The 11,657-nt window shown below is 47.9% G+C and carries 10 protein-coding genes; 4 read left to right on the top strand and 6 right to left on the bottom strand.

Translation table 11 applies throughout. The features are described 5' to 3' along the window. Window positions 1-38 precede the first annotated feature (38 nt). Window positions 39-557, bottom strand: a complete 519-nt coding sequence (locus tag LRQ06_RS15045) for a TRAP transporter small permease (protein ID WP_232767864.1) — start codon at window positions 555-557, stop codon at window positions 39-41. Between the two features lie 342 nt (window positions 558-899). Here LRQ06_RS15045 and uxaC point away from each other — a divergent pair, with 342 nt between their 5' ends. The 4 genes from uxaC to LRQ06_RS15025 all read left to right on the top strand — a co-directional run bounded on the left by uxaC (window position 900) and on the right by LRQ06_RS15025 (window position 6,482). Next, complete coding sequence (gene uxaC, locus LRQ06_RS15040; protein ID WP_232768987.1) at window positions 900-2,315, top strand: glucuronate isomerase; 1,416 nt, start codon at window positions 900-902, stop codon at window positions 2,313-2,315. A 76-nt stretch (window positions 2,316-2,391) separates the two neighbouring features. After that, window positions 2,392-3,852 carry a tagaturonate reductase gene (locus LRQ06_RS15035; RefSeq protein ID WP_232767856.1) on the top strand — a complete coding sequence of 487 codons (1,461 nt, stop codon included), beginning with the start codon at window positions 2,392-2,394 and terminating at the stop codon, window positions 3,850-3,852. 15 nt (window positions 3,853-3,867) lie between these two features. Further along, window positions 3,868-5,355 carry a UxaA family hydrolase gene (locus LRQ06_RS15030; protein ID WP_232767854.1) on the top strand — a complete coding sequence of 496 codons (1,488 nt, stop codon included), beginning with the start codon at window positions 3,868-3,870 and terminating at the stop codon, window positions 5,353-5,355. Window positions 5,356-5,738: 383 nt separating this feature from the next. Then, on the top strand, window positions 5,739-6,482 hold the full coding sequence (locus tag LRQ06_RS15025; RefSeq protein ID WP_232767852.1) for an FCD domain-containing protein: 744 nt from the start codon (window positions 5,739-5,741) through the stop codon (window positions 6,480-6,482). Window positions 6,483-6,657: 175 nt separating this feature from the next. Here the strand turns inward: LRQ06_RS15025 and LRQ06_RS15020 are convergent, their stop codons facing one another. The 5 genes from LRQ06_RS15020 to LRQ06_RS15000 all read right to left on the bottom strand — a co-directional run bounded on the left by LRQ06_RS15020 (window position 6,658) and on the right by LRQ06_RS15000 (window position 11,565). Next, window positions 6,658-7,518 (bottom strand): glycerophosphodiester phosphodiesterase family protein, encoded by an 861-nt coding sequence (locus LRQ06_RS15020; protein WP_232767839.1) that lies wholly within the window; start codon window positions 7,516-7,518, stop codon window positions 6,658-6,660. 140 nt (window positions 7,519-7,658) lie between these two features. Next, window positions 7,659-8,771 carry an extracellular solute-binding protein gene (locus LRQ06_RS15015; protein ID WP_232767831.1) on the bottom strand — a complete coding sequence of 371 codons (1,113 nt, stop codon included), beginning with the start codon at window positions 8,769-8,771 and terminating at the stop codon, window positions 7,659-7,661. A gap of 36 nt (window positions 8,772-8,807) precedes the next feature. Further along, on the bottom strand, window positions 8,808-9,632 hold the full coding sequence (locus tag LRQ06_RS15010) for an ABC transporter permease (protein WP_232767829.1): 825 nt from the start codon (window positions 9,630-9,632) through the stop codon (window positions 8,808-8,810). Next, window positions 9,629-10,507, bottom strand: coding sequence for an ABC transporter permease (locus LRQ06_RS15005; protein WP_232767826.1), 879 nt, complete (start codon window positions 10,505-10,507; stop codon window positions 9,629-9,631). The genes LRQ06_RS15010 and LRQ06_RS15005 overlap by 4 nt, the downstream gene beginning before the upstream one ends. Beyond that, a complete protein-coding gene (locus LRQ06_RS15000; RefSeq protein WP_232767824.1) occupies window positions 10,504-11,565 on the bottom strand; it encodes an ABC transporter ATP-binding protein in 1,062 nt (353 codons plus the stop codon). Before LRQ06_RS15000 ends, LRQ06_RS15005 begins: the two co-directional genes overlap by 4 nt. Between the last annotated feature and the right edge of the window lie 92 nt (window positions 11,566-11,657).

Raw genomic sequence — 11,657 nt, 5'->3', positions numbered from 1 at the left:
TCTGTTAACGTCATAGTGTTTATTCCTACTGCAATGCTCTACGCGCGGTGTGCGTTGCGACTCATTAACTGGTAAATCGCCTTTAAAATATCGAGAGTCCCAAAATAACTGATGAGGACACCAGCGATAGGCACGACGAGATAAACATAACCAATCAGTAAATGCTTACCTGCAATTGCAATTCCCGGGGAAATCTGACCGTTAGCAACGGTGGTTTCGACCAATAAATAGCCGCCATAAATAAATGCCACCGAAGAAAGGGCAACCACAATGGTATTCGTGATAATTGACAGAACCTGACTGCCTTTTTCACCGTATCTTGATGATAAAAGCTCCAGTGCCAGATGGCGTTTAATTGAGAAGGTGTAAGCCCCCCCTAACACACCAATCCAAATCAGCAGATAACGCGATAATTCATCGGTAAAGTTGGCAGGGTCGTTCAATACGAACCGGGTAAAAACCTGCCACACAACGGCGATTATCATGGCTGCCATAAATAAGGTGAGCAGTATGCGCAACACTCTATCTATGTACTGGTTAATTGAATTTATGTTCATTTTACTCTTGCTCACTTACTTATATTTCATTTTAGCTGTTCCTAAGCACTCGGTTTCATTTCATGCTTTTGGGGTTAATTAAGAACCACATTGGTGTAACTAATACGTTTGAGATATAATACATGTCGGTTTTTTTAAAAACCGTACCTCGCTCAAAGAAACACTACTTTTTGTATAACAATTACTAAAATTTAGATCTGTATAACAAATCTATAACGATAACTGGGGTTTAATGCGACTTAGATCACTTATCCTACCTAGTTTGGGATGTAAGTGACTTGAATAACCCCATTTATGGTGTATATTTGGAGAATAATTGGTATGACAAATAGTGGCAATAATATGACAACCTTTCTTTCAGAAGACTTTTTATTACATAGTGAATTTGGTCGTCGTTTGTATCATGACGTCGCAGCTGACCTTCCCATCATTGATTATCACTGCCACCTACCGCCAGAGCAGGTTGCCGAAGATTATCGCTTTAAGAATCTAACGGACATCTGGCTACGTGGTGATCACTATAAATGGCGGGCCATGCGGAGTAATGGTGTCGCTGAGCGCTTTTGTACCGGCGATGCCTCCGATCAGGAAAAATTTTTAGCGTTTGCGAAAACCGTTCCGCAGACCATCGGAAACCCGATTTACCACTGGACTCACCTTGAACTGCGCAGACCATTTGGTATAACCGATTTGGTGTTGAACAAGCAGACCGCCGATCAGGTATGGGGTAAATGCAACGAGATGTTGGCCAGCCCGGAATTCAGCGCCCGATCCATCATGCAAAAAATGCGGGTAGAAATGGTCGGTACAACCGATGACCCCATTGACGATTTGAGTGCTCATCAATGTGTGGCCTCTGACCCCGATTTTCCGATTCAGATGCTGCCGAGCTGGCGCCCGGACAAAGCGTTTAATATCCATCTCGACACCTTCTCTGACTACATGACGTCTCTGTCCAAAGTGGCAGATATTGACATTCGCACCTTCTCAGACCTGTGCTCAGCACTGGATAAACGCCTGCAGTACTTTGCTGACCACGGCTGCTGCATCAGCGACCATGCTCTGGACACCGTTTGCTACGAAGAAGCCACCGGAGACCAGCTTGATGCCATTCTCGCTAAACGTCTCGATGGTCAGGAAGTATCGGAGCTGGAAGCCGCTCAGTTTAAAACAGCGGTGCTGGTCTATCTGGGCAAAGAGTACGCCAAACGTGGCTGGGTTCAGCAATACCATATCGGAGCAATGCGTAATAACAACGAACGCATGTTCAATTTACTGGGTCCGGACACCGGCTTTGACTCGATTAATGACGGGTTGGTTGCGCTGCCTCTCTCCCGCCTTCTCAATGCATTGGATCGTGAAGACGCGCTGCCTAAAACCATTTTGTACTGCCTGAACCCCCGGGACAACGAAGTATTGGCCACCATGTGCGGTAACTTCCAGGGCGGTGAGATTCAGGGCAAGATTCAGTTCGGGTCCGGGTGGTGGTTTAACGACCAGAAAGACGGCATGGAGCGGCAGATGACTCAGCTTGCTCAGCTCGGACTGCTCAGCCGCTTTGTTGGCATGCTGACCGACAGTCGTAGCTTCCTGTCCTACACACGGCATGAATATTTCCGCCGGATACTCTGCCAGATGATTGGTCATTGGGTGGATAGCGGTGAAGCACCGTCAGACTTTAATCTGATGAGCCGTATCGTGTCTGACATCTGCTACCACAATGCTAAACACTATTTCGGCATTACCACAAAAAAATAAGATCCGAACAACTTCGTTATAGCTGGTGAGGCCGATGATTCACCAGCTATCAGAACGTGACATAGGTAAATACATAATGAAACAATTAAATCGTGATACATATGCAGGTCCTTCTTACCCAACCTCCATCATTCAGTTTGGCGAAGGAAACTTTTTGCGCGCGTTTCTTGACTGGCAGATTGACCAGCTCAATGAACACACGGATTTTAATGCCGGCGTGAGTGTTATCCGCCCGATAAGTGCTGACTTTCCGCCGAGTTTAAATACTCAGCAAGGCCTTTACACCACCGTCATTCGCGGTTTAGACCAGTCTGGCGAAGCCGTCTCTCAGTCCCGGATTATCCGTTCCGTGAACGAAGAAATTTCGGCAGTGCGTGAATTTGACAAAGTCCTGGAACTGGCGAAAAACCCGGATACCCGCTTTGTGTTTTCCAACACAACGGAAGCCGGTATTGCCTATGCAGAAGGCGACAAAATCGACGACATGCCACCGAGCAGCTATCCGGCAAAACTGACCCGAATGCTCTGGGAGCGTTTTAATCACTTTAGCGGTGCGTCAGATAAAGGCTGGGTCATCATCCCCTGTGAACTGATCGACTACAATGGCGACGCTCTGAAAAAAATCGTGCTGCAATACATCGATATCTGGAGCCTGCCGGCTGAATTCCGTCAGTGGGTTGAAACGGCCAACACATTCTGCTCAACACTGGTTGACCGCATCGTAACCGGTTATCCGAAAGACGAAGCAGAACAACTTGAAGCCGGATTCAACTATCACGATACCTTCATTGTGACTGCCGAAAATTTTTATCTTTTTGTCATTCAGGGCCCACAATGGCTGAAACAAGAACTGTGTCTTGATCAGCTCAGCGACGATAAGGCGTTAAACATCAAAATTGTGGACGATATTAAGCCTTATAAAGAACGGAAAGTGGCCATTCTTAACGGTGCTCACACCGCGCTGGTTCCGGTTGCGTTTCTGGCAGGCATCGATTCCGTCGGCGAAAGTATGCAGGATGAACAAATTTCAGCGTACCTGAAAGAAGTGATGTTTGGCGAAATCATCCCAACGTTATCACTGCCTGAAGACGAGTTAATGGCTTTCGCCCGAGATGTGGAATACCGCTTCAAAAACCCGTATATCCGGCATATGCTGCTATCGATTGCGCTGAACAGCATGACCAAATTTAAAACCCGTATCCTGCCTCAGCTTCTGTCATATTGTGACACCGAAGGAAAACCGCCGCGTTACCTGAGCTTTGCTTTGGCTGCGTTAATTGCATTCTACCGTGGGCAACGCGGTGAAGAATCCTATCCTTTGGCCGACGATCAGGTTTGGCTGGATTTTTACGCGCAAGCCTGGGAAAAAGTGGCACTCGGAGAAATGAATCACCACGAATTGGTTTCTGACGTATTAAGTAATAAAGCGCATTGGGGTCAGGATCTGACGGCGATCCCTGAACTGGCGGCAACCGTGGCTCAGCATGTTGAGTCAATCTGCCATCTTGGTATGCGCAAAGCCTTGGCGGCCTGTTAAGGTAAGGGGATAATTGTGAACTCGCTATTTAAAATTCATACGTCCGACAATGTCGCGGTCGCATTGTGTGACTTGGTGGCTGGTACAGAACTGGCCCTTGATGGCCAGACTCTGACGCTGATGGAAGATGTTCCTCAGGCTCACAAGGTGGCGCTTAAGTCATTCAAAGCCGGTGAGCAGGTCGTGAAATACGGCTGCCCCATCGGCCACGCTACCGTGGATATTGAAATAGGAGCTCGTGTTTATCAGGAAAATATTCGCACCAACTTAAGCGATCTTGACGACTATGAATACACTCCGGATTTTCAGTCCGTCAGTTCGTCGCTGGACAACCACCCTGTCAATATCTATCGCCGGGCAAATGGCGACATCGGCATCCGTAACGAGTTATGGATAATCCCGACGGTCGGCTGTGTCAATGCCATGGCCAATATGATGAAAAAACAGCTCGAATCGGAAGTTGATATGACCGCGATTGATGGGGTGAGAGTGTTTACCCATCAGTATGGTTGCTCTCAGTTAGGTGATGACCATAACAATACCAAGCTACTGCTGCAGAATCTGGTGAAACATCCCAATGCCGGTGCAGTGCTGGTCATTGGCCTGGGGTGTGAGAACAACCAGGTCAGTCAGTTTAAAGACTCACTGGGTGAATATGATCACGACCGCGTCGAGTTCATGATCTGTCAAAAACACGATGATGAAGTGGCTTACGGGGTAGAATTGCTGAAGCAGTTGTATGACAAAATGCGGACCGACCAACGTGTTCCCGGTAACATCAGTGAACTGAGGTTTGGCCTTGAATGTGGTGGCTCGGATGGGTTTTCCGGCATTACCGCAAACCCATTGCTGGGGCGCTTCTCCGATTACCTGATCACGCATGGCGGAACAACGGTATTGACCGAAGTGCCTGAGATGTTTGGTGCCGAGCACATTCTGATGAGCCGTTGTCAAAGCGAAAAAACATTCGATCAGACGGTGTCGATGATCAATGATTTTAAACGCTACTTTATCGCGCACAATCAGCCAATTTATGAAAACCCGTCTCCGGGTAACAAAGCCGGTGGAATCTCAACATTGGAAGAGAAATCACTGGGTTGTACCCAGAAAGCCGGCCGAAGTCAGGTCATGGATGTCCTTCGCTACGGTGAGCGGTTGCAGCGTCCCGGCCTGAACTTACTGAGTGCACCGGGCAACGATGCCATCGCCACATCAGCTCTGGCCATGGCGGGATGTCATATGGTTCTGTTCAGTACCGGGCGGGGCACACCCTATGGTGGTCCGGTGCCGACACTGAAACTCGCCACCAACAGTGATCTGGCAAAACGGAAACCGCACTGGATTGATTTTAATGCCGGCGCATTGGTGGAAGGCACCTCGATGGATACCCTTCTGGAGCAATTTGTCTCAACCGTTGCCGGTTTTGTTAACGGAACACAAACCCGAAATGAAATCAATGATTTCCGGGAGATCGCCGTGTTTAAAAGCGGTGTCACTCTTTAGGTGTTTATAATTAACGGTACAGGCCTGTTATAAAAATATCCTCCGGCTATGCCTGAGGGTATTTTGGGCTTACTTTTCAAACCATTTTCTTAATCTGAACGATGGCGGATGATTTTCTGAGAGATTGATTGTGAAAGTGCATGATTACCCGCATTTTTCACTTTTCAAAAACAAGGAAAATGATTGGGATATATTACATATACCTAAAACAACAACACCCGCTAATCTGAGCCCTAAACAACTAACTTATGGAAAAAAGGAAATAAATTACATTTGTTCTTTCTCTGAGACCCCGTTTGCATTTTGGTATGCTTTCTTTAGCATTTAAAACATAGTCTATGTTAGTATTATTGGTATAATAAGTTGTTTTAAGGGGAATGAATATGGAGCCAAATGTAAAACTGTATCAGAAGGTTGCTAATCATTTTAAAAGTGATATGACTAATGGAGTTTATAAAGTCGGGGATATGCTACCGGCGGAACGCTTACTTTCAGAACAGATGAAAGTAAGCCGCACTGTAATCCGCGAAGCCATGATTATGCTAGAGGTAGAAGGTTTCGTCGAAGTACGTAAAGGATCAGGAATCCGGGTTATCCGTACTGACGCTGGTCCCTCGACAAAAAACGACATCAGTGGTGATCTTAATTTCATGCTCACCTGTGGTCCTTTTGAACTTTTACAAGCCCGACAATTACTAGAAAGCAGCATTGCCGAGTTTGCGGCAACTCAAGCAACTAAGCAGGATTTGGTTGCACTGATGAAAGTTCAGGAGAAAGCAAAGAGCAATGATTATACCCGCGATTCATACTGGGATAGCGAGTTTCATATTCAGTTGGCACGCTGCACTCAAAATTCAACCATTGTGCACATCGCAGAACTATTATGCCAACACCGGGAAAACAATCCCTATTGGCAGAAACTCCATGAGCACATTGAAGATAATCAAATTCGCAGTTGGTGTACTGAACATGATGAAATCGTGGCAGCTTTAGTTAAGCGAAACCCGCAAGAAGCAAGACAAGCTGTTTGGCAACATATTGAAAATACGAAAAAAATGCTATTTGAAGGCTCCAGTGATGATTATGATCGTTTTCTCTTTGCGGAAAGTCCCAATCTCACCTATTGAGCATCCATTCTTTCGGACAGCAGTAAGAGAATGTTAATACATCAGAGTCCCAAATTATGACAACCGTAGGGTCTTGCTAAACGGTTCAACTTTTGAGCATATCTTTCCCCAAGTAAGATAATTTCCAGTCTCCCGCAATTAAAACGGGAGACTGGTATTCAGCACAAGACAACTTTTATTGACCGGAACTCAGTGGATTGTCATTATCCCTCTCAATCAACCACTGACCCAATTGCTCCGGATAATCGGTTTGCAAAGCCCCGACCCCGGCATCAATTAAAGTGCCCCAGATGGCCTCCGGATCGCGGAGTGCTTTCCCGTCGGCAAATCCCAGTACATTCACCGGATCCAGTGTATTCAGCCAAATCCGGTAATCCAGCTGCTGTAACAAAGGTTTTGCGGCACGAAACTCCTCTAAATCTTCAAAGGAAAACTCAATCATTTTCGGTTGCAGGTCAGATAAAGCACGCATCAACGGCTCAATTTTTCCCTTCGGTGCATGCACCAGCGGAATATGCATGACTTTACGGCATAACTGAGCCAGTTCCGGCGTCACCGCTTGTTCATCCGGGATAAATTTTGATTTAACGATCACCTGATCCAGCATTTCAAGTTGCTCTATCGCATCGACAATCGCCGGTAGCTGCGCCGGAAACTTAGCATCCACATTCACAATAATGCGCCCGCGGGCCAGCTCAAGGACTTCGGATAACAAAGACACCCGCTGCTGTGAAACCACCTGAGAAGCACCATCACTTTCATACAGATACAATTGCTGAATCTCTTCGAGTGAAGTTTCAGCCACCAGACCGCTGCCGGTGGTGGTCCGGTCAAGTGTGGCATCGTGAATGACCACAAACTCTCCGGTTGCACAAAGCTGGGTGTCAATTTCAACGATCTGAGCCCCAGCCTGAATCGACGCTTCAACGGCGGCCAGAGAATTCTCTGGCGCCTGATGCCAGATGCCACGGTGGGCGATAATCAATACGTCAGGATTATTGCGGGAAAAATCCAGTGTTTTGGTTGTTAATTCCATAAATTATTTCCGGTTTAAATATACAAAAGACGAATGAATGAAAAGACGTTCATTCAAAAATATTGATTCAAAATTGCTGATCCAAAAATGTTGTTCCAAAAACAAGCGGATAAGCGCGCCATCCTCCGGCGCGCGATATGTCAGTCATGCAAACTGACTTCATTAATAAAGCCGGCTTTGATGGCATCAGATAGCTTCTTGTTCGCCCAGTCCGTACTCTTTTGTCGTTCTTTGGCGCTCAGCAGAGAGAACGCATCGCTGGCCTGCGGGTGCTGCGGTGCAGACCCATAAACCCGGTTCAGCTCAGATTGTGTCTGGCTGCTGGTCAGCCAGTGAATAAACACCAGCGCAGCAGCCGGATGAGCAGCATTGCGCGGAATCGCAACCACATTACCGCCCCCCGGCATTTTGATGGCAGGAATGTAAAATTTCAGTTTCCCGGACAACTCCCCTTTCTTTTGTAACCCCGCCAGCTGATCTTCCCAGGCCGGAGCTAATGCCAGCTCACCACCATTCACCCGGTTCAGACTGTCAATATTTGATACCGTAATGACATAATCTGATTTTCTGTGGTTAAACCAGTCCCACACCGGCTGAAATGCCTGCATCACTTGCTGAGATGGCTCTGCGGTTTTAAAATCAATCTCCGGTAACATATTCCGGGCGATGGACTGAATAAATCCCGGACCGGATCCACCATTTTCGGCATTCAGGCCAAAACTTCCCGGATGCGCTTTGATATAAGCAGAAAAGTCCTCTGTGGTTTGCGGCAAATCTTTTTCTGCAATCAATAACGGATTATAGGCAATACCGGTCTGATTGCCCCAAAACGCAGGGGCCATCCCATGGTTATCGACCCCTTCAATCTTGTAACGCAGCACCTGTCCGTCAGGCAGCCGGTTTTTCAGCGGCCCGGTCAGCACCTCTTTGGCTTTGATCTTTGCCAGATCAGAACCCGATAAAGAAATGACATCGATATCCCCTTGTTTACGGTTCTTTTCAACTATCAGTTTCTGCAGATTACTCTGATGCCCGCCTTCAGTGATCCGGACTTTAATCCCATACTGTTTTTCAAATGATTTCACCGTCTCTCTGAAGCGATCCTGAAAATACCACTGATACCAGACCACCGTTTTTTCAGCTTTTGCCTGCGTCAGAACTTCATCCCAGCGCATGCCGGACAGATCTTTGGCTGAAGATGCCACTGACCAGCTTAAAGCAGATGCAGCAAGCAACCAGATTAACTTTTTCATCGTTTACTCCTTAAAATGATGCTGTTCATCGTGCCATTAGCCTTTTCCGGTAATGGCGACTGTATTTCTGTTCTTCAGAAGCCTTTCAACAACGAGCATTAAAAGGACATTCGGAATCACAAGAATCAGGGAGACAACCGCAGCGTTAGGCCGGACAAAGTTGTACCCGAGATAGGAATAGAGAATGGTTGGCACCGTTGTAAAATCGGGTGAACCAATAATAAATGCCAGTGCAAACTCCTCGATACTCATAATAAAAATGATGATAAAACTGGCGACAAATCCGGGCTTAAGCACCGGCAGATAAGCCGTGCGGAACGTGGTCAGCGGTGAAGCACCCAAGTCGCGGGCGGCATCAATCAAATCCTGCCGGACCAAAGCAAACGAAACCGAGAGAATCCGGATTGCATAGGGCATGAATAAAACCGTATGGCCGACCAGAATACCGGTAAACCGGGAGTGCAACCCCAGCTGCAACAGTAGTGAAGAGAAAAAGATGCCAATCACAAATCCCGGAATTACCAGCGGAATCAGCGTCAACAACTGTGCAGCCTGCTTACCGGGAAAATTAAATCGTCCGAAAGCCCAGGCCGTCGGGAAAGCCAGCGTCATGCACAGACATGCCACCAGCGGTGCCAGCGTATAGCTATTGATCAGTGCGTCCGGCAGGGACGTCGTTGTCCAGACCATTTTCCAGCGTTCAAACGACAACACAGGCGGTAACATATCGGGATAAGCCCATGCGTGATGCGGGTCAACCAGTGACCACAACACCGCCATCGCAAACGGAATGACCAGCCAGAGAAAACAGAGCACAATCAGAACCCACATCACACACCGGTTCAGCCATGGATGATTCATTTTCTCGCTCCTCTGTGAATCAGTTGCTGAGATAGCAAAGCAAGCAATAAAGCTCCCGCCAGAGAAGCTGCCATCAGAACCACCGCCACAGTCGCAGCCTGATTCCAGCCATCCGCCGCCTGCGATTGCACCCGGTACATGAGCTGAGCCAGAGAATTCACCCGTGTTGGACCGGCAATCACCTGAAAAGAATAATCCCCGGCCGCGCCGATAAAGATGATGATCATCGCCGCCTGTAATGCTCTCACTGTCAGCGGTAAAATGACGCACCGGAACCGCCGCCATGGACCAGCCCCTAAATCCCGCGCCGCATCGATAATGTCTTCACCAATGGTTTTGACCGCATCAGAAAGCAGCAACAAAGCAAATGGCATCTGTTTCCAGACCTGAAGAATAATCACCCCGATCCCCATGGAATCATTCTGCATCCGCAGCGGACGTTCCGTGATACCAAGATGAACCAGACTCAGGTTTAAAAACCCGTTAAAAGAGATGAAGTTCACATACAGAAATGCCGCGACTAATCCATGCACTAATAACGGCGCTTTCAAAATACCGGCAATGAATGATGAACCAGAGAATGGCTTTCTCAGCCAAAGCGCCAGCGGATAGGCCAGCCCGACAGAAAGCAATGCACTGGTCATCGCAATTTTCATCGAATAAAACAGCGCGTTGTGCAGCTGAGCATTCTCAGTCAAATGGTGCCAGTAACGAAACGTCAGCCCGCTTTCCCCGGAAAAGTTGTAATACCCCAGTGACTGCGCCACCGTCAAAGAGAAAATAACAACCATAAAAACCAGTATCAGTCCCAGTCCCGGCAGAAGCATCAAATAAGCCAGAGCGGTTTGGCCGGACAGCTTCGGAGAAAGTTTCATGCGTCCTCCTGCAAAAAGTGGATGGCGGTTGCAGGAATATGAAATGCGTATGACTGTCCTTCCTGCACCTGACGCGTTCCCTGAACCTGAATACGAACCGACAGGTCATCTTTGCCGGACGTGAGCATAAAATCCGTCAGGTTCCCCAGGAACGTTTTGGTCGTCACCTGAAGTTGCAGGTGATTCTCAGCCGCATGGCCAAACTGCATATTTTCGGGCCGCCAACAGATTTGAGTATGCCGGCTGACCGGTGGCTGCTCTGAATGTACCCATAACTCTCCCAAAGCAGTCCGCACCCGGTAACGATGATTTTCCTGCTGTTCAAGCACTTCACCCGGCAAGATATTCGCACCGCCCACAAAATCAGCGACAAACCGATTGACCGGGCGGTGATACACCGACTCCGGCGCGCCTGTTTGCTGAATCCTTCCCTGATTCATCACCACCATCCGGTCGGACATTGCCAGTGCTTCCGATTGATCATGGGTGACATAGATCGCCGTAAAACCCAGAGATTTCTGTAATTTCCTAATCTCCAGCCGGACAGAATCCCGTAACTTTGCATCCAGATTAGACAACGGCTCATCAAACAGCATCACGCCGGGCCGGTTCGCCAGTGCCCGGCCAAGCGCCACACGCTGCTGCTGCCCGCCGGACAATTCAGCCGGCAGTTTATTCAGCTGACTTTCAAGAGACATTTGCCCGGCAATCTCCTGTAAACGCTGTTTTTGCTCAGCGACAGACACTTTCGCCTGCCGGAGTCCGAATAACAGATTCTCTGCAACAGTCAGGTGAGGAAACAAAGCATAAGACTGAAAACACATTGCTGTATCCCGCTTCTCGGGTGGCAACCGGTGAACACACTGACCATTCATCCGGATATCACCGGATGTGACCGGCACAAATCCGGCAATCGTTTTTAACAGCGTCGTTTTACCGCAACCTGAAGGCCCCAGCAGCGTGATAAATTCACCACTGCGAATATCCAGAGAAATCTCCTGCAATGCAGTAAAGTCTCCGAAGCTGACGCCCAGTTTATCAATGACTACCTCTGTCATTTCATTCCTCTTTCTGTATCAATCCGCGTCTTTGCATTTGCTGTACGCCTAATTAATACACTTAGTGTGTAATAATAATGTTTCAGCATTAT

The sequence above is a fragment of the Vibrio salinus genome, assembly GCF_021272385.1.
In the GTDB taxonomy this organism is placed as follows: domain Bacteria; phylum Pseudomonadota; class Gammaproteobacteria; order Enterobacterales; family Vibrionaceae; genus Vibrio; species Vibrio salinus.
The sequence above is the reverse complement of the archived record's forward strand: the minus strand, read 5'-3'. Positions and strand labels throughout refer to the sequence as shown.

Bases quoted from the DNA above. Each gene is read 5' to 3' on its own strand.
- uxaC (WP_232768987.1), top strand. From the start codon at position 900: ATGACAACCTTTCTTTCAGAAGACTTTTTATTACATAGTGAATTTGGT.
- LRQ06_RS15025 (WP_232767852.1), top strand. From the start codon at position 5,739: ATGGAGCCAAATGTAAAACTGTATCAGAAGGTTGCTAATCATTTTAAA.
- LRQ06_RS15045 (WP_232767864.1), bottom strand. From the start codon at position 557: ATGAACATAAATTCAATTAACCAGTACATAGATAGAGTGTTGCGCATA.
- LRQ06_RS15035 (WP_232767856.1), top strand. From the start codon at position 2,392: ATGAAACAATTAAATCGTGATACATATGCAGGTCCTTCTTACCCAACC.
- LRQ06_RS15005 (WP_232767826.1), bottom strand. From the start codon at position 10,507: ATGAAACTTTCTCCGAAGCTGTCCGGCCAAACCGCTCTGGCTTATTTG.
- LRQ06_RS15020 (WP_232767839.1), bottom strand. From the start codon at position 7,518: ATGGAATTAACAACCAAAACACTGGATTTTTCCCGCAATAATCCTGAC.
- LRQ06_RS15015 (WP_232767831.1), bottom strand. From the start codon at position 8,771: ATGAAAAAGTTAATCTGGTTGCTTGCTGCATCTGCTTTAAGCTGGTCA.
- LRQ06_RS15010 (WP_232767829.1), bottom strand. From the start codon at position 9,632: ATGAATCATCCATGGCTGAACCGGTGTGTGATGTGGGTTCTGATTGTG.
- LRQ06_RS15000 (WP_232767824.1), bottom strand. From the start codon at position 11,565: ATGACAGAGGTAGTCATTGATAAACTGGGCGTCAGCTTCGGAGACTTT.